This window comes from Anaerorhabdus sp. (genome assembly GCF_036641015.1).
Taxonomy (GTDB): domain Bacteria; phylum Bacillota_I; class Bacilli_A; order Erysipelotrichales; family Erysipelotrichaceae; genus Anaerorhabdus.
On record NZ_JAVWFO010000013.1, the window covers coordinates 17666 to 35904 of the forward strand.

Below are 18239 nucleotides of genomic sequence, written 5' to 3' on the forward strand. Positions count from 1 at the left end.
GTACGTACATGAAATTGTAATTAGAAAACTAAGCAATTAGTACAGGAGAACTCATGAGTAAATATATTATTGTAGCCGAAACAGGCGCAGACATCCCAAGTAGTATTGTTGAAAAATATCAAATTAAAATTGTTCCTATGCATGTTTCGTTTGGAACAGATACTAAAGATGATATGACATTTCCAGTATCGGAAATTTTTGATTACTATGAGAAAACAGGATTATTACCTAAAACAAGTGGATCAACACCGGCAGATTTTGAAAAAATATTTGAAGAGATTCATGAAAAGTTTCCTGATAAACATATTTTGCATTTAGCGTATTCTGCAATTACTACATGTTCATATCAAAGTGCTATAATTGCGGCGGATGGTGCTGATTATATTACTACTATTGATACAAAATGTGTGTCTGCTGGACAAGCGTTTTTAGTTTTAACAGTAGCTGAATGGTTAACAGAAAATCCCAATGCTGAATTAGAAGATGTAAAAGAAAAAGTAAACCAACTTATTGAAAAGAGTCATATGGGATTTATTCCAGGTGATTTAGTTTATCTTAAAGCAGGTGGACGTGTTACTAATGCAGCATACTTAGGTGCAAAATTATTAAACTTAGCTCCAGTAATAGAAATTATTGATGGTAAACTAGTATCATCTAAAAAGTATAGAGGATCAATGTTGACAACGGGACCTAAGTTGATTAAAGATTTTACCGAAACCCATCATCTTAAGAAAGATCGTATTGCATTTGTTTATTCTGGCAATCTGGATGAAACACTAAAAGAAAAAGCAGAGAAAACTGCAAGAGATTGTGGTTATGATAGTTGTATATGGATTCAAGCAGGATGTGTTGTATCAACACATAGTGGTCCTGGAGCATTTGGTATTATTGGGATAAGTGAATAACACTGAATTATAACTAATAAAAAGAAGACTAGATAGAATGGATAATTACATTTTATCAATTAGTCTTCTTTTTTTCATTTATTTTTTTCTACGACTCTACTATATCCAGTGATTTCATCAAATTCATTAATTAAATCAGCATCTAATAAATAGTATTTATATTTGTTTTCTAATCCAAAACTAAAAGTTTCTTCTTCTAGTATTCCGGCATAAGGTTTGGAAGTAGATAAACTATAAGTTATTTCTGTTGGATAAAATGTTATCAACTCTTTGTTAAAATCAAGCTCTGGCTGAACGATAGTAATTTTATGTGAATATTCTTCGCCGGTATCAATCGCGATTCTTACATTATTGGGGGTATAGGATTCACTTCTACTTAGCAAATCATAAAACTTATTTGTATCTATATCCGCATCTATTGGATGCGTTTCGTGTCCATCAAAAAGTAAAACAGCGGTTGCGATAGGTTTGTTAAAATCAGTAGTACCCTTTGGATAAGCGATATATTCAAGTGATTCATCAAACTTATAAATGCTAGTTGTATTTGTATTCCATATGACTTTTTCAATTGGAGTAATAAGTTTACCATCATGATAAACATCAAGTGTTGAAACATCATCAAAGTAATAATAGTAATTCGATTTTTTAAACCCACATAATTCATATAAATCGCCAAACCATTTGTTGTCTCTTTGAAAAGCTAAATTATCTTCGTCACCATCTATAAAAGCTTCTATTTCTTCATCATCAATAGTAACAGAATAAACTAAAGTTTTTCCTTGCGTAACTATATTATTTAATTCATTAATAAAGCTACAACCAGTTATATTAAAAGAAATTATTAATGCGAGCAATAATGTTATTTTAGTTTTCATAGAGTTCTCCTATTCTCATTATAGGCGAATAACGATTTTTAAACTAGTAATAATATTCATTTATAGAGACATACAATAGGCATTTTTTTGTTAATGAAAAGAAAATTTAATATAACTTATTCTAACTTTACAAAGACTTAATCAAATCTTACACCGATTTAACTAATCTATCTAAAAGAATTGATAGAATACAATTGAGCCTAGGAGGAAGATATGAATCGTAAAGAGAGAACAGAAGTATTAATAAATATGAATATTGGGTTACTTCGTTCATTAGCAAAAAAAATTAATGAACAACATGATGTTAAAGAAATAGAATCACCATCTCATAGTCTAGTTATGATTAAGAAAAGAGAAGGTGCTAAGAATAGTCTATTTTATCTAAGTGAGGTAGTGGTAAGCGAATGCCGAGTTATGATTGATAATCATATCGGATTTGGTATATTACAAGGATTTGATTTAAAAAAAGCTAAACTTCTTGCGATAGTTGATGCGGCATTTAATGCCAACAGTTCATTATGTTACAAACTAGAAAAAACAATTGAAGTTGAAAAACAAAAACAAGAATTAAAGCAAAGACAAGAAATGAAAGCAATACTAAAAACAAAAGTATCATTTGATACGATGCAGGAGGATTAACATGTCTAAATTTCATAAAGTATTTGATACTCAAAAACTATTTAGACAATTGTTAAATAGTATGGCATATGCAGCAACAGTAAAAAATGTTCATGGCATATGTAATGGTTGTGATTATGCAATGGATTTATATAAGAGTACTCAGGCAATCGCTATATCGTTGTTAGATACAGATACTAGTTATTGTGTATTAGGAAATAAAAATATTGATGAGAAAATAGCGATGATAACTTATTGTCAAAAGAAAAGCATTGAAAATGCTGATTATATTTTTATTGCTAATGAAAACCAATTTGAGTTACCAAGAGTATTAGAATATGCAAAGGTGGGGACACTAATTGATCCCCACAGTAGTGCAACAATTATTGTTGAATGTAATAGTTGTACAACAGGCAAAACATATAGTTGTAAAGGACCTGGAATAAAAGAAAGAAAAGAAATAAAAATTAATATTAATTGTGATTGGTTAGATATCCGTAATGAAAAAAATATCGAGTTTCCAATGGGAGTAGATATCATATTTGTAGATAGAAATTATAACTTACTTGCGTTGCCACGAACAACTCAAGTAGAAAGGGTATAGTCAATGGCATACGTAGCGGTTAGAGGTGGACAAAAAGCCATCGAAAAAAGTATTGAACGTTTAAAATACAAAAGATTGCAACAAAAGCAATCAATTAAAACTAAAGATATAGAATCATCATTTAGACTTCTAATTGATCAAGTATTATCGGAATCATCATTATACTCTAGAGAACTTGCGGCGATTGCACTAAAACAAGCAGAGGGATCAGTTGAAGAAGCGGTATTTCTACTACGAGCTTATCGATCAACACTGCCTAGAAAGTACTATTCAAGAGTAGCGGAAAGTTCTTCGATGTTTGTTGAAAGAAGAATATCAGCAGCATTTAAAGACATTCCTAAAGGACAAATATTAGGTGCATCATTTGATTATACACATCGTTTAGTTGACTTTGAATTAAAAGATGAAACAGATGAAGATGCTAAAAAATTTATTAGAAAAATAGAACTTCAATTTAAAAAAGAAGAAAGTGAAATTGAAAAATTTCCTAAAGTAGTAGATTACTTAAAGAATGAAGGATTGATTGCAATACGTGAAAATGATGATACAGAGCCAAGAGACACAACAAAAGAAACATTAAAGTTCCCTGCAAGTAGATCAGAAAGACTTCAAATTCTTCAAAGAGGAATGAGCCAAGCTGTTATAGGACTTGGATATGCATCGTTACGTGGATATGGTGCAGTTCATCCAACGGTTGCGGAATTACGTGTGGGACAATTACCAATTTATATAGAAAATCCAAACAATCCAACAAGTGAAGAAGATTCATATTCTATAGGTAGCGTAGAAATAACTGAAGTAGAAAGCTTAGTTCCAGTAACAAAATTATTAAAAGATGGAAGTCATGAAATTAACTTTGAAATAGGTTATGGTATTACACTAGGACAAAACGAAACAAAAGCGATTGCTATGAGTATTCTTGACCAATGTTTAGAAAGAAAAGATGAATCATTTGCAACAAGTGATGAAGAATTTGTTTTATATCATGTAGATAGTATCGAGGCTACAGGATTTATATCACATTTAAAACTTCCACATTATGTTACATTCCAAGCAAAACTAAATAGTGCAAGAAAAGTGAAAGGGAATAGTAATGAAAAAGAAATTTAATTTTGCCTTCTTTGATGAAGGAAGTAAAAGAGAAATAAGAAGATCTATTCTCAAAGCAATTGCGATTCCAGGATATCAAGTGCCCTTTGCATCAAGAGAAATGCCGGTTGCTAGAGGATGGGGAACAGGTGGAATTCAATTAACCCTTTCGTGTATTGGACAAAAAGATGTTGTAAAAGTTATTGACCAAGGAAGTGATGAAAGTGTTAACGCAATCAGTATTAAAAAATTAATTACTGATACAACAGATGTAGAAATCACAACATCAACAAAAGATGCATCAATAATTCAATCACGACATAGAATTCCAGAAGAAGAATTAAAAGAAAATCAATTACTTGTATTGCAAGTTCCTACACCAGAACCATTGCGAGATTATGAACCTAGTGAGACAAAAACTAAAATACTACATGGTGAAAAAGAATACACTGGAGCTAAATTACTATTGTTTGAACAAATCATGAAATATAACACAATGGCTACCGGAGCTGATCATCCAGTAGAAGTTAACAATAGGTATGTTATGGCACCAAGCCCTATTCCAAAATTTGATAATCCTAAGATGAATGAATCCAAGGCAATCATATTACTTGGAGCAGGACGAGAAAAGAAAATCTATGCAGTACCACCATATACGAAAGTTGTGTCATTAGATTTTATAGATGTACCATTTGAAATAGAAAACTTCCATGGAAAATCTTGTAGTCATTGTGGAGCAAGTAATGTTTATCTTGATGAGATTATAAATCAAGAAACAGGCAATGTAACTTATCAATGCAATGATACAAGTTATTGCTTAAAAAGAAGAAATGGAGAAATACAATGAGTGAAAATCCAATATTTCAAGTAAAGCATTTATATAAACAATTTGGTCCTGGATGCGATTTTTGTAAAGGTGAAACCAATAACTTACAAGGAAATTATTGTCCTAAATGTAAAACTGTCTATGCATGTAATGACATTAATATCGATCTTTATGAAGGTGAAATACTAGGTGTTGTAGGTGAATCAGGAAGTGGTAAATCGACATTAGTTCAATGTTTATACTTTGATCAAGCAGCTACAAGTGGTGAGTATTATCTTGATAGACATAAAGATGCAAAGAAAAATGTATTTGAAGAAACAGATCAACAAAAAAGAATGATTAGAAATACGATTTTGGGAATGGTTTATCAAAATCCATATTTAGGATTAAAGATGAATTTCTCATCGATATCTAATATCGCAGAGAAACTAATTGCAGCTAACCATCAAAATGTAGGTGAAATGACAAGTATTGGTAAAAACTTACTAGAGAAGGTTAATATTGCAGAATACCGTATGAAAGAATGTCCAAAAAATTTCTCTGGAGGTATGCAACAAAGAGTTCAAATTGCAAAAGCATTATCAAATAATCCGCCAATATTATTATTAGATGAAGTTACAACAGGATTAGATTTATCAGTTCAAGCTAATGTATTGGATTTAATAAAACAAATTCAAAGAGAAAGTAAAGTATCAATGATTGTTGTATCACATGATTTAAGTGTTATTAAAATGCTTGCTGATAGAACGATTGTTATGTTAAATGGCAAAATTGTTGAACAAGGATTAACTGATCAAATCATGGAAGATCCACAGCATCCATATACTCAACAATTAGTATACTCATTACTATAGGAGACCACATGAAGAAAATTGTAAATATAGATATCGTTACAAAAGATGGCATACTTAAAGATCATGAAGTACTTGTGAAAGATGGAATAATTAGAAAAATTGCATCAAGAATTCATGATGAAGTAAATGAAGTAATCGATGGACAAGGTGGATATCTTGTACCAGGATTTATTGATATTCACTCGGATTATATCGAACAACTTGCAGCACCACGAGTAACAAGTGTTATGGATTTTAGTTTAGCTTTATATGAATTCGAAAGAGAATTAGTTACACATGGGATTACAACGATGTATCATTCTATTTCATTCCTAAAAGATACAGGTAAGAAAGCATTGCGCAAACCAGAAAATGTAAAGAAGATGATTGAGTTAATTGACAAGAGTCATAAACAATTGCACTTAGTTCATCATCGTTTTCACTTGCGTCTAGAACTAGATAACATCGATGTATATAACGATGTAGTGGATTATATAAAAGATGATAAAGTACATCTAATATCATTTATGGATCATACTCCAGGACAAGGACAATATCGTGATTTAGAAATCTATAAGAAATCTTACATTAATGATGAAGGTTTAACAGAAGAACAAGTTAATGAAAAAATGAATGCCTTAATGACAAAAGAGAAATTAACTTTGGATAAAATTATTCAAATTGCGGATTTAGCAGAAGAACGTCATATTCCAATTGCATCTCATGATGATGACTCGATTGAAAAATTAGATGTTATCAAAAACTTCCATGCAACAATATCAGAATTTCCAATCACAATGGAAGTACTTCAAGAAGCATATCATCAAGGATTTCATACAGTAGTGGGAGCACCTAATATTTTATTAGGAGGATCTCATGCAGGGAACTTGAGTGCAAAAGAAGCAATTGAAACAGGATGTGCTGGCATACTTTGTTCAGATTATTATCCTGCATCATTATTGCATGCGGTATTCATGATGGTAGATAGTGGACAACCATTACACGAGATGATCAATAAGGTAAGTTTAAATCCTGCTAAAGCCGTTAACATTGATCATGAAGTTGGATCAATTGAAGTAGGTAAGAAAGCAGATATGCTCATTGTAATGCGATTACCTGATAATTATCCAGCAATAACTCATGTATTTGTGGAGGGAGTTCTTGTATCAAACATGAACTATCGTGTTTAATATGATAACAAAAGAACCGACAATTAAAGAGAATTCTGTTATAGAGAATTGTGAGTTAGATGAATACACAGAAGTAGGTGTATTTAATCGGTTAGAGAATGTAATACTTGGTAAATTTTCTTATACAGGTGAATATTGCATTCTACAAAATGTAATTGTTAAGAATTACGCAAACATTGCGGCAATGGTAAGAATAGGAGCAACGGATCATCCTATTGAAAGACCAACATTACATCATTTTACATATCGCAGAAAAATGTTTGGTTTAGTAGCAGAAGATGACATTGAATTCTTTAATGAAAGAAAAGCAAGAAAAACAATTATTGGTCATGATACTTGGATAGGGCATGGAGCAATTATAAAACCAGGTATTTCATTGGGTAATGGTTGTGTTGTAGGAAGTGGAGCAGTGGTAACAAAAAATGTAGAACCTTATGCTATTGTTGTAGGCAACCCGGCGCGAATATTAAAATACAGATTTACTACTCGCCAAATTGAAGCGTTGGAAAAAATAGCGTGGTGGAATTGGCCAGCAGATAAAGTATTAAAAAATTGGGAAGATTTTACATTATCAATTGATGAGTTTATAAGAAAATATGAGGTAGAAAAATGAATGAAAGTTGTTTAGAAATAAAAAATCTATCAAAAGAGTTTACAGTATACAATGCCAATAAAGTTGTAAAAGCATGTGAAAATATAAATCTATCTTTACAAAAAGGTGAATTTATTGGAATTACAGGAAGAAGTGGTAGTGGTAAATCAACAATACTAAAAGGCATTTATAGAACTAATTATCCACAAAAGGGTGAAATATTTTATGAAAGTGATAAATATGGATGGATAGATTTGTGCAAAGCAACGGAAAGACAAATAGTTCATTTAAGAAAACATGAAATAGGATATGTTTCACAATTTCTAAAAATAATGCCACGCACTACTGCAAGACAATTAGTAGAAAATGCTGTATTAGAAACAGGTGGAACAGAAATAGAAGCAAAAGAGAAAGCAACTATTATTTTAAAACATTTTGATTTAGATGAAACGTTGTGGGATGCATATCCTAACACATTCTCAGGTGGAGAAAAGCTGCGAGTAAATATTGCGATGGCAATGGTTAAAAAGCCAAAACTATTACTATTAGATGAGCCAACTGCGTCATTAGATAATGCAAGCAAAGTAAAAGTACGTACGTTAATAGAACAACTTAAAAATGAAGGTACGACTATGTTAGGTATATTTCACGATTTAGAATTTATGGAAGGCTTGTGTGACAAAGAGTTTAATATGCAAAAAGGCGTTATTGAAAAATGAAAGATTGGCACATTCATTCAGATTACTCCGATTCATCAAGAACAGTTGAACAAATAATTCAAATTGCAAAAGAAGTTGGATGTACCAGCATATCAATTACAGATCATGATTCAGTTGATGGAACACAAGATGCAATGAAATATAAAAGTGATGAATTTAATGTAATCTCAGGTATAGAAATAAGTGCGTGGGATAATAAGATTTCTAAAGAAATTCATATTCTTGGATATAATTTTAATTTAGATGCAAAACATATTAATGCGTTATGTGAATACACAATTAAACAACGCAAAGACATAGCATTTCAACAAGTAGAAATACTAAATAATCTTGGTTATGATGTTTCAATGAATGAAGTATATGAAAATCAAAAAAATAGTAAAACAATTTATAAACAACACATTTTAAAAATATTAATTGAAAAAGGAATTACAGATCAATATTATGGTGATTTCTATAAAATGATGTTTAAGAATAATGGTCCATGTCAATTTAAAATAAGTTTACCAAGTGTAGAGGATGCTATTGAAAGTATTCATCGTGATAATGGAATAGCAATCTTGGCGCATCCATTTAATAGTAAATGTATAGATGAAATACAACGTTATAAAGAAATGGGTATTGATGGTATAGAAACAAATCACAGTTCACAAAATGCTAAAGAAAGAATAGTATGTCACAATATTGCAATACAATATGACTTGATAGAAACTGGAGGCAGTGATAATCATGGTGAATATGGAAATGAACCAGAAATCGGAAGTGGTCTTAAATAAGTTTAATGATGCTAAAGCGATAGTTTTAAAAATAGGTAATTCATTAAAACACAAAACAAATATTATAATTAATAAAAAAAATAATGATATTAGTGATTTAGTAACCAATTATGATATAGAAGTTCAAACTGAAATAATGGAAACATTAAAACAAAAATATATTGATGATTCATGGTTGTGTGAAGAAAATGTAAATGAAATATTAAGCAGTGATTTATGGGTTTTAGATCCAATTGATGGTACTACAAATTATATAAGTCATCATTGTGATTATGCAATTTCATTGGCTTATTATCATCATGGAAAGCCAACGTTTGGAATTGTTTACGATGTAGTTAAAGATGAATTATTTCATTGTATAGTGGGCGATGGAGCATATTGTAATAATATAAAATTAGATGAATTACCATTTTATAAAATGAATGAAAGTATTTTGAATGGCAGTTTAAAATCACTGTTAGGATTCAACGAGAAGCATGGTTTGGATTTGGTGAAAATTAGCAAAGAGATTAGAGGACATCGTAGTTTGGGGTGTAGCTCATTAGCAATATGTCATCTTGCTCAAAATTTAGAGCAGTTATTTATTTCTAATCATATTAAAATTTGGGATTATGCAGCTGCAAGATTAATATTAGAAGAGGTAGGAGGATGCATAGATATTTACTATACATTGAATACTTTAGATAGTAATCAAACATTCATAGCAGCAACATCGAAAAAATTATTAGATGAATTTTCAAAAAAATGTACAGAGTGGAATTAACTCAATTTTTACACGGAGTTAATTCTTTTTTCATATAAAGAAACTATAGTAATAGTGTAGGGTAACTACGCGGAGGATATATGAAAAAATTATTACTAGCACTATTATCACTTGTATTATTAGCGGGATGTCAAACATCAAATAACAATTCAAATTCAGAAACAACAAATAAAACATTAGATACAATCACAGTAGCATTTTTACCAAATGAGGGATCAGGTTCAATTAGTACTGTAGATCAAATGTTGATTGATGAATTACAAAAAGCATTAGGTGACGATATAAAAATTAATGGAATAGTTTGTGATGACTATTCAGCAGTAACAGAAGCAATGCTTACTGGAACTGCACAAATCGCATGGGAATCAGGTGCAACATTTGTAGCAACTAAAATGGAAGATGATGCAATTATTCCACTTGTTACTTATGGTGTAGATGGTGATGTAAAACAAGCATCATACCCAGCGTTTATTGCAACTAATAAAGAAAATGAAAAAGATTTTGAAGGTAAGTCAAAAGAAGAACAATATGAACAATTAGTTGATAAGTCATTCTCATTTGTGTCTGCGACATCAACATCAGGAAGACTTGTACCAACTACAACACTATTCATGGCATTTGGTCCTGATGGAAATGGTAAAGTTGAAAACAAATCACAAGTATTTGAAAAAACTACAAGTGATGGTGGATTATTCTCAGAAGTTCAATTTGGTGGGAATCATCCAGGAAGCGTACAACTTATTGTAGAAAATAAAGTATACGCAGGAGCATTCTGTTGTAAATATGGTGATGACTTTATGGATCAACTATATATTATTGATGAAGTAGATGTACCTAATGGACCATTATGGGTCAATTCAGATTATATTAATGCCGATATGCAAGAAGCAATTATTAATCACTTTGTAGCTATGACTCCTGAAAATTCAGTGGAAAACTTCTTCTCTAATGAAGATGGATTCTTCTTTGAAAGTGATGGAGCTGGAGCAAATAGATTCGTTAAAATACCTGACGGATTCTATGATTTCTTATACGAAATGTATAAAGATTAGAGGAGATAAACATGACGCAAGTTTTACAAATGGATTCTGTATATAAAATCTACGATAACAAAATCAAAGCATTGAATAATATTTCGGTTGAAGTAAATGTAGGAGAGTTAGTTTCTATTATAGGACCTAGTGGTGCAGGAAAATCAACATTACTACGTACTATTAATAGAATGATTGATGTATCTGAAGGGGATATATTGTTTAATGGTGTCGATGTTGTAAAAGCAAATAAACAAGAATTGAAGACAATCCGTAAGAATATTGGGATGGTTTTCCAACATTACAATTTAGTTTATCGTTCAAGTGTATTGGAGAATGTATTACATGGTAGACTTGCAAACTATAATTGGTTTCAATCATTATTAAAACAATATCGTAAAGAAGATGTAGATTCAGCTATGAGTATTCTTAAAATGTTAGGATTGGAAGATCGAGCATATGATCGATGTTCAAAATTATCTGGTGGCCAAAAGCAACGTGTTGGAATTGCACGAGCATTAGTACAAAATCCTAAAATGATATTGTGTGATGAACCAATCGCATCATTAGATCCACAATCAAGTAAAGTAATCATGGAGTATTTAAAGAATATAGTAGAATCTACTAAAATTCCATGTCTTGTGAATTTACATCAAGTAGATGTAGCGATGCATTATTCAGATCGTATTATTGGTATGCATCAAGGTGAAATAGTGTTTAATGGTAAACCAAGTGAATTAACAGATGAAATGATTGAAAAAATTTATGGTGTTAAGATGGAAGATTTAATTAATCAGGGTTAAATAAATGAGCTATCTAAATAAAAAAAGAAATCTGTTAATTCTTGGAATATTAGTTTTAATTATAGGGACAATTTTTATTGGGAATACAATTCAATTTGAATGGGTTAATTCTATTACCAATTTCTCAAAAGGGGTTGCACGATTCATAGAACTTTACTTGCCACCAGATTTAAGTGATTTAGGTCCTATGATTCAACAAATGGGAATAACAATTTTACTTGCAGGGGCAGGTTCTTGTGTAGGGATGATACTTGGCTTATTGTCTGCAATCGCTATATCTAAAAAAACTGGTAAAAATAAAGTATTAAAAATAACTGTTCGATTTATTGCATCGCTTACACGTAATATACCAGAGGGTGTGTGGGCAATTATCTTATTAATAAGTTTTTGGTTTGGTGAGTTTCTTGCGTTTCTTGTATTATCAATTATCTCATATGGTTTCCTAACACGTGTCTATGCAGATGCGATTGATGAAACTAACTCAGCGTGCATAGAGGCTTTAGAGGCTACAGGTGCAACTTATTGGCAAATCATATTTTGTGCAGTAATACCAGAGGTAATGCCATCACTTATTTCTTGGGGATTATATTCAACTGAAAATAATATTCGTTCATCAACAATTATTGGAATGTTAACAGGGAGTGGAATTGGATACTTAATTAGTAACTATAAACATTTTAGACAGTTTACATCATTATTCACTGCGATTATTTTGGTGGTAATTGTAATTCTTGTCTTTGACCAAACTTCAAGTTATGTACGAAGGAGGATTATGGATTAATGAGTGAAATACAACTTGTAAATAGTGATTTTAAATCAAGTAAATCAAAGCGTTATAAACTAAGAAATAAAGAGGTAAGTGATCAATTAATTAAAGTAATACTAGGATTATTTGTTGTATCATTAGTAGTATTTCTTTTAACTGCGACATATAAATGGGATCAGTTTAGACCTGATATCGTTATGGAAATGGCAGCATCATTTTTAAGATTTGATGCATTAAAATTAAGTGAAATGACATATATTGCATCACTATTAGTTAACACTGTATTTTTAGGTGTATTGTCTACGGTTCTTGCGGCAGTTTTGGCTTTTCCGTTTGGCTTACTTGCCGCAACGAACTTATCATCTGTAAGATGTTCAAATGTGATAAAATCAATCGCGAGTTTTGTGCGAGCAGTTCCTACAATTATTTGGGTATTAATCTTTATATCATCATATGGGTTAAGTGCTACAACAGCTGTTGTAGGAATGATATTCCATGGATGGGCATTCTTTGTAAAGTCATACAGTGAAAGTTTTGAAGAGGTAGATTCAGGGATCATTGAAGCTTTAAAAGCTAGTGGAGCTAGTTGGTTTCAAGTTATTACAGAAGCTGTACTACCATCATGCATGACACGTATTATTGCTTGGTTAGCGATGAGAAGTGAAATAAATTTTGCGGTTGCCGTAGTAGTTGGTCCAGCAATTGGAGTAGCTGGAACAATTGGTAGTGTAATCAATGCATACTCAAGAAGTGGTTTTTATCCAGGGTTAGGTTTTTCAATCTTATGTGTATTTCTAGTGGCGTTCTTGTTTGAATTACTAATTAATAAATTACGTACAAATACTATTGATTAATATTAAATAAATTGTAAAAAGTTAGTTTGTGAATAATAAAAAGTAGAACTTATTTTGATTTAAGTTCTACTTTTCTATTCTTCCCTTTTATTTTAATACCTTGCAAATTAACAATCTTTGATTGATCGATATTCAATAAAGTTACTGTTGTATAGTTTTGTTGGATATCGATAATTCCAATATTATCAGCAGTAAATTGTTTTAATGAGCATAGTGCACCAACGATATCTAGATTTCTAATTTTATCCTTCTTGCCAGCTCTAATAAATAAATGAGTATTCTTTGAATTGAAGTTAATATCTTTATCTTCTTTTCTTACTGACTTATGTAAGTTGTTTTGAACAATAGTTGAAGGGATAATAAATTCTTCAGTTTCATTCAAAATAATTTCTTTAATACTAGAAGTATCATCTCTTGATATAAGAGTTATTGATGTACCTTGTTCCTCTTTACGACCTGTTCTTCCTGAGCGATGAATATAACTGTCGATTGTTAATGGGCAGTCATAATGGATAACGGTAGTTATTTGATCAACGTCAATCCCTCTTGCGGCAATATCGGTTGAAACTAGTATTCTTGTTTTACCTTGTTTAAAGCGATTTAGTGAATGAGTTCTATCTTTTTGTTCCATACTACCATTAAGAACACTGCATAAGTATCCTTCATCTTGTAATAGGGATGCAATTTGTCTAGTTTCTTCTCTAGTATTAACAAACACACACATTGATTCAATTACGCAGTGATTACAAATATCTAATAATATTTTTTCTTTGTTTTCTGTTTGTATGTGATAGGTATCAATTTGATTACTAATTTCTAGAGGTGAATCAATGGTAATAATTTCAGCATCTCTTACTTTTAATTTGTAAAGTAATAAATCAGAATCCATAGTAGCTGAGAATAACCAAGTGGTGTGTTTTGGTAAATCTCGAACAATAGTTTCTACTTGTTCGAGTAGTCCTAAACTTACCATTTCATTTGCTTCATCAAGTACTAGTGTTTTAATGTTATCCATGTTTATGTTATTTGATTCTAAGTGATCAAATATTCTTCCTGGTGTTCCTACAATGACATGGGCTTTTTGTTTAAGTTGTAATGCTTGTTTCTTGAAGTCTTCACGACCAATCAAACATACGCAGTTAATCTTCTTATATATTGCAAGGCGATTAAATTCATGTTGGATTTGTTGGGCAAGTTCTCTTGTAGGGGCCATAATAAGCGCACTTGTTGGATCATCAAAGTTTATTGATTCAATAAGTGGGATACAAAATGCAGCTGTTTTACCTGAACCTGTTTTTGATTGAATCAAGCAGTTCTTACCTTCTAATAAAAGTGGTAATGCTCTACTTTGAATTTCTGTACAAGTAAAATATCCACAGTCGAGGATTGCTTGAAGTATTCTTTTGTCTAAGTTATATTCTTTAAATTGTGTATTCATGTATGTAAGTGTAATGTGTTTGGAGCCATAATGCAATGTTTATATTTTGTAATGTGACTAATGGATATCCAAACAAAGCTGAATTATGCTAAAATAAAGGATAGAAAGAGGTGCTTATGAACGATACAATAGTTGCAATTTCGACAGCTTTTCAAGAAGGAGCTATTTCAATTATCCGTTTAAGTGGTGATGATGCAATTGAAATTGCCAACAATTTGTTTAGTCGTAACTTACTTGATGTACCAAGTCATACTGTTCATTATGGAATGATCCAAGAAAACGGTAAGCCGGTTGATGAAGTATTAGTAAGTGTTTTTAGAGCACCTAGAACATATACAAAGGAAGATGTAGTAGAAATTAATTGCCATGGTGGTATTTATATTACACGTAAGGTATTGAGTTTATGTGTAGGAGCTGGCGCAAGAATTGCTAGAGCGGGAGAATTTACAGAACGGGCATTTTTAAACGGGCGCATAGATTTAACTCAAGCAGAAGCTGTTTTAGACCTTATTGAGGCTAATAACTCTCAAGTGGCAACTAAAGCTCTTTCATCAATGAAAGGTTCAGTTACTCGCTTAATTCATCCTTTATGTGAGGATTTATTACAAATTATTGCACACATAGAAGTTAATATAGATTACCCAGAATATGAAGATGTTGAGCAGTTATCACAAGAGATAGTATTACCACAAGCTAAAGAATGGTACAAACGAATTGAAAAAATAATTCAACAGGCAGAGAATTCATATCAAATCAAAAAAGGTATTAATACAGTAATTCTAGGTAAACCTAATGTTGGTAAAAGTAGTTTATTAAATGCCCTATTAGAAGAAGATAAGGCTATTGTAACCAATATAGCTGGAACTACTCGTGATTTAGTAGAAGGAATAGTGCATTGTAAAAATGTTACTCTCAATCTTATTGATACAGCAGGTATTCATGATACCAATGATATTGTTGAACAAATAGGAATAGAAAGATCTTTAAAAGCATTAGAAAAAGCTGAATTAGTACTGGTTGTAATAGATTTATCAAGAGAACTAGATGAAGAAGATAAAAAGTTATTAGCATTAACTGAAAATACAAATCGTATCGTTGTTTATAATAAAAAAGATTTAAACAGTGAAGTACAAGGAATAAGCATTAGTGCAGCTAATCAAGATATTGATGAACTAATTCAAGAGATTAACAATCGGTATGAAACGCAAATACATGACAGTAATGAAGTGACATTAAATAATGAGCGACAAATCGGGCTAGCGATTGAAGCTAAACAATCTATGAAACAAGCAATTGAAGCGTTGGAAAACAAAGTTGAATTAGATTTAGTAACTATTGATATTCAAGATGCGTATACTCATCTAAAAGAAATTTTGGGTGAAGTAAGCAGAGATGATTTATTGGATGCGTTATTCAGTAATTTCTGTTTAGGTAAGTAATGGAAAACTTATTAGTCAAAAGAGTATGTGCAACTTTGTTTGATATTCTAGTCGTAACAATTCCAACAGTGTTATTATCTCTAACTTTTCAAGGGTTAAAGTTAATTCCACAAGTAACTGATTTTTTAAATAATTTTAATTTTTTAACACAATTATCTACTTCATATTTAGTTATGTTTGCGATATATGATTATGTTTACATGTCAAAGTTTCATACGACAATTGGTAAGAGTAGATTACATATTCATGTTGAGACAGAAAAAGGAAGAAGAAGGTTATCGCAAAAAACGCAAATGATACGTTCGTTGTCTAAAGCGGTATCTTTGTTTGGGCTATATGCTATTCCTTCGGTATTATCTTTATTAATGATGACAACCAACTATAGCACATCAATACATGATAGATTAGCGAGGACAGAGGTATGGGAGAACAATATTGGTTAGATAGCCATGCACATTTAAGTGATGATAAACTATATGATCGCTTAGATGATGTTATTAAATTATGCAATGAGAATAAAGTAAATAAGATTTTAACAATTTGTTTAACATTTGAAGAACTTGAACGAGCATTTCTTATAAAAGAAAAATATGCTCAGATTGATATTGCAATGGGATTGTTTCCAACGGATTATCATCTGTTTACTGAAGAAAATTGGCAAAAGTTAAAAGAAATATCAATGGATGAACGAATTGTTGCGATAGGTGAAATGGGATTAGATTATTATTGGGAAAAAGATGAAGAGAAAAGAGCGTTGCAAAGAGCTAATTTAATTCGTCAAATTGAAATTGCTAAAGAAGCGAATAAGCCTATACTTATTCACTCTAGAGATGCTGCAAAAGATACAATTGATTTACTTAAGAAAGTAAATCATTATGGCGTAATGCATTGTTATTCTTATAGTCAAGAGATGGCTAAAGAGTTTATCAAGCTTGGGTATACACTATCTTTGGCAGGACCTGTTACATTTAAGAATGCAAAGGAACCCAAAGAAGTAGCTAAACTGGTTCCTTTAGACAAACTGTTAATTGAGACTGATTCACCATATTTAACACCAGAACCACACCGAGGGTGTGAGAATGAACCGGGTTATGTAAAATATGTAGGTGAGTATATATGTGAATTAAGGGGTATACAAGATAGGGAATTACAAGAAGCTATCAATGATAATTATGATAAGTTGTTCAAGAAATAAATGAATATATAGTAAGATTTAGGACGAAAGTGTCGGGCATGGCTACATTTACTGACTAAAATAGTAAGGTAATAACAAATAAATAAGAAAATAGATTTATTATTTTAGTTAATATGTTAACATAAACTAAAGAGGTAATCTTATGGATCTTAAAATATCAAAATATTTACTTATTGAAAATGAAATTATTGAAGCAATTAAACGTGGAGAACTTAAACCAGGAGATAAGGTTGATAGCGAGTCTGTTTTAAAAAAGAAGTACGGGGTTTCAACTATTACAGTAAGAAAAGCATTTACCGATTTAATTAACAATGGGTATTTATATGCCGTTCAAGGGTTAGGAACATTCGTAACAAAAAAGCAGATGATTCGCGGATTAACGTCAATTAGTTTTTCTGATGAACTTGAGCAACAAGGGTACAAAATTGGAATGATTATTGACTCGATAGAAGAAATTCAAAACAAAGAAATAGCAGAAAAATTAAAGATTGACGAGGATGCAAAAATCATATGTATTAAGCGTGTTCGATTAGCTAATAATGAACCGATTGCTTATCATACATCATATGTAGATAGTAACCGTATAAATCTTGAACAAGCACAATCACTAAAGATTACACGTTCTCTTTATAAAACATTTGCTAAATATAATTTGATACCGATTTGGGTGAACGAGAATTATTCAGTAAAAGAAGTTACAGATAGCAGTGTTATTAATCAAATGAACTTAAAAAAAGGATGTCCCTCATTCTTTGTTAAGCGTGTTGCATATGGTACATTAGATGAAATAATTGAATATGCAGAAACATATTTTAATAAAGATTGGTACAGTGTTACGGTAAATATTAAGGCATAAATTAAGTATAAGAATAAACGGAAGGTATATCTAAACACTAGATATGGTATTCCATTTATTCTTTTTT

The 18239-nt window shown here is 31.0% G+C and carries 21 protein-coding genes; 19 read left to right on the forward strand and 2 right to left on the reverse strand.

Annotation, left to right across the window (positions count from 1 at the left end; all coding sequences use genetic code 11):
- Positions 1-53 precede the first annotated feature (53 nt).
- The gene (locus tag RR430_RS03340; protein WP_332487567.1) at positions 54-905 is read left to right on the forward strand and encodes a DegV family protein; all 852 of its coding nucleotides are present in this window, start codon (positions 54-56) and stop codon (positions 903-905) included.
- A gap of 74 nt (positions 906-979) precedes the next feature.
- On the opposite strand, the gene RR430_RS03345 is transcribed toward RR430_RS03340, so the two are convergent.
- Positions 980-1780: a hypothetical protein gene (locus tag RR430_RS03345; RefSeq protein ID WP_332487569.1), complete on the reverse strand. Its 801-nt coding sequence runs from the start codon at positions 1778-1780 to the stop codon at positions 980-982.
- Between the two features lie 213 nt (positions 1781-1993).
- Here RR430_RS03345 and phnG point away from each other — a divergent pair, with 213 nt between their 5' ends.
- From phnG to RR430_RS03415, 14 genes are all read left to right on the forward strand, one after another.
- Positions 1994-2419 carry a phosphonate C-P lyase system protein PhnG gene (gene phnG, locus RR430_RS03350; RefSeq protein ID WP_332487571.1) on the forward strand — a complete coding sequence of 142 codons (426 nt, stop codon included), beginning with the start codon at positions 1994-1996 and terminating at the stop codon, positions 2417-2419.
- Position 2420: 1 nt separating this feature from the next.
- The gene (gene phnH, locus RR430_RS03355; protein WP_332508637.1) at positions 2421-3002 is read left to right on the forward strand and encodes a phosphonate C-P lyase system protein PhnH; all 582 of its coding nucleotides are present in this window, start codon (positions 2421-2423) and stop codon (positions 3000-3002) included.
- 3 nt (positions 3003-3005) lie between these two features.
- Positions 3006-4112 (forward strand): carbon-phosphorus lyase complex subunit PhnI, encoded by a 1107-nt coding sequence (locus RR430_RS03360; protein WP_332487573.1) that lies wholly within the window; start codon positions 3006-3008, stop codon positions 4110-4112.
- Complete coding sequence (locus RR430_RS03365) at positions 4096-4938, forward strand: alpha-D-ribose 1-methylphosphonate 5-phosphate C-P-lyase PhnJ (RefSeq protein ID WP_332487574.1); 843 nt, start codon at positions 4096-4098, stop codon at positions 4936-4938. The genes RR430_RS03360 and RR430_RS03365 overlap by 17 nt, the downstream gene beginning before the upstream one ends.
- Positions 4935-5771 (forward strand): ATP-binding cassette domain-containing protein, encoded by an 837-nt coding sequence (locus tag RR430_RS03370; RefSeq protein WP_332487575.1) that lies wholly within the window; start codon positions 4935-4937, stop codon positions 5769-5771. The genes RR430_RS03365 and RR430_RS03370 overlap by 4 nt, the downstream gene beginning before the upstream one ends.
- 8 nt (positions 5772-5779) lie before the next feature.
- Positions 5780-6940, forward strand: coding sequence for a phosphonate metabolism protein PhnM (gene phnM / locus RR430_RS03375; protein WP_332469188.1), 1161 nt, complete (start codon positions 5780-5782; stop codon positions 6938-6940).
- Between the two features lies 1 nt (position 6941).
- Positions 6942-7553, forward strand: coding sequence for a DapH/DapD/GlmU-related protein (locus RR430_RS03380; protein WP_332508638.1), 612 nt, complete (start codon positions 6942-6944; stop codon positions 7551-7553).
- Positions 7550-8251 (forward strand): phosphonate C-P lyase system protein PhnL, encoded by a 702-nt coding sequence (locus tag RR430_RS03385; protein ID WP_332487580.1) that lies wholly within the window; start codon positions 7550-7552, stop codon positions 8249-8251. Before RR430_RS03380 ends, RR430_RS03385 begins: the two co-directional genes overlap by 4 nt.
- Positions 8248-9027, forward strand: a complete 780-nt coding sequence (locus RR430_RS03390; protein WP_332487582.1) for a PHP domain-containing protein — start codon at positions 8248-8250, stop codon at positions 9025-9027. Before RR430_RS03385 ends, RR430_RS03390 begins: the two co-directional genes overlap by 4 nt.
- Positions 8996-9790: an inositol monophosphatase family protein gene (locus tag RR430_RS03395; protein WP_332508639.1), complete on the forward strand. Its 795-nt coding sequence runs from the start codon at positions 8996-8998 to the stop codon at positions 9788-9790. The genes RR430_RS03390 and RR430_RS03395 overlap by 32 nt, the downstream gene beginning before the upstream one ends.
- Before the next feature lie 80 nt (positions 9791-9870).
- Positions 9871-10842: a phosphate/phosphite/phosphonate ABC transporter substrate-binding protein gene (locus RR430_RS03400; RefSeq protein WP_332487585.1), complete on the forward strand. Its 972-nt coding sequence runs from the start codon at positions 9871-9873 to the stop codon at positions 10840-10842.
- An 11-nt stretch (positions 10843-10853) separates the two neighbouring features.
- On the forward strand, positions 10854-11624 hold the full coding sequence (gene phnC / locus RR430_RS03405; protein WP_332487587.1) for a phosphonate ABC transporter ATP-binding protein: 771 nt from the start codon (positions 10854-10856) through the stop codon (positions 11622-11624).
- Between the two features lie 4 nt (positions 11625-11628).
- Positions 11629-12405 (forward strand): PhnE/PtxC family ABC transporter permease, encoded by a 777-nt coding sequence (locus RR430_RS03410; protein WP_332487589.1) that lies wholly within the window; start codon positions 11629-11631, stop codon positions 12403-12405.
- A complete protein-coding gene (locus RR430_RS03415; RefSeq protein ID WP_332487591.1) occupies positions 12405-13244 on the forward strand; it encodes a PhnE/PtxC family ABC transporter permease in 840 nt (279 codons plus the stop codon). Before RR430_RS03410 ends, RR430_RS03415 begins: the two co-directional genes overlap by 1 nt.
- A 49-nt stretch (positions 13245-13293) precedes the next feature.
- Here RR430_RS03415 and RR430_RS03420 read toward each other — a convergent pair whose 3' ends face one another.
- Positions 13294-14682: a DEAD/DEAH box helicase gene (locus RR430_RS03420; RefSeq protein WP_332487593.1), complete on the reverse strand. Its 1389-nt coding sequence runs from the start codon at positions 14680-14682 to the stop codon at positions 13294-13296.
- 116 nt (positions 14683-14798) lie between these two features.
- Between RR430_RS03420 and mnmE the strand changes: the two genes are divergently transcribed.
- The 4 genes from mnmE to RR430_RS03440 all read left to right on the forward strand — a co-directional run bounded on the left by mnmE (position 14799) and on the right by RR430_RS03440 (position 18172).
- Positions 14799-16121 (forward strand): tRNA uridine-5-carboxymethylaminomethyl(34) synthesis GTPase MnmE, encoded by a 1323-nt coding sequence (mnmE, locus tag RR430_RS03425; RefSeq protein WP_332508640.1) that lies wholly within the window; start codon positions 14799-14801, stop codon positions 16119-16121.
- Complete coding sequence (locus RR430_RS03430; protein WP_332487596.1) at positions 16121-16564, forward strand: RDD family protein; 444 nt, start codon at positions 16121-16123, stop codon at positions 16562-16564. The genes mnmE and RR430_RS03430 overlap by 1 nt, the downstream gene beginning before the upstream one ends.
- The gene (locus tag RR430_RS03435; RefSeq protein ID WP_332487597.1) at positions 16543-17316 is read left to right on the forward strand and encodes a TatD family hydrolase; all 774 of its coding nucleotides are present in this window, start codon (positions 16543-16545) and stop codon (positions 17314-17316) included. The genes RR430_RS03430 and RR430_RS03435 overlap by 22 nt, the downstream gene beginning before the upstream one ends.
- Positions 17317-17458: 142 nt before the next feature.
- On the forward strand, positions 17459-18172 hold the full coding sequence (locus tag RR430_RS03440) for a GntR family transcriptional regulator (protein ID WP_332487598.1): 714 nt from the start codon (positions 17459-17461) through the stop codon (positions 18170-18172).
- Positions 18173-18239 lie beyond the last annotated feature (67 nt).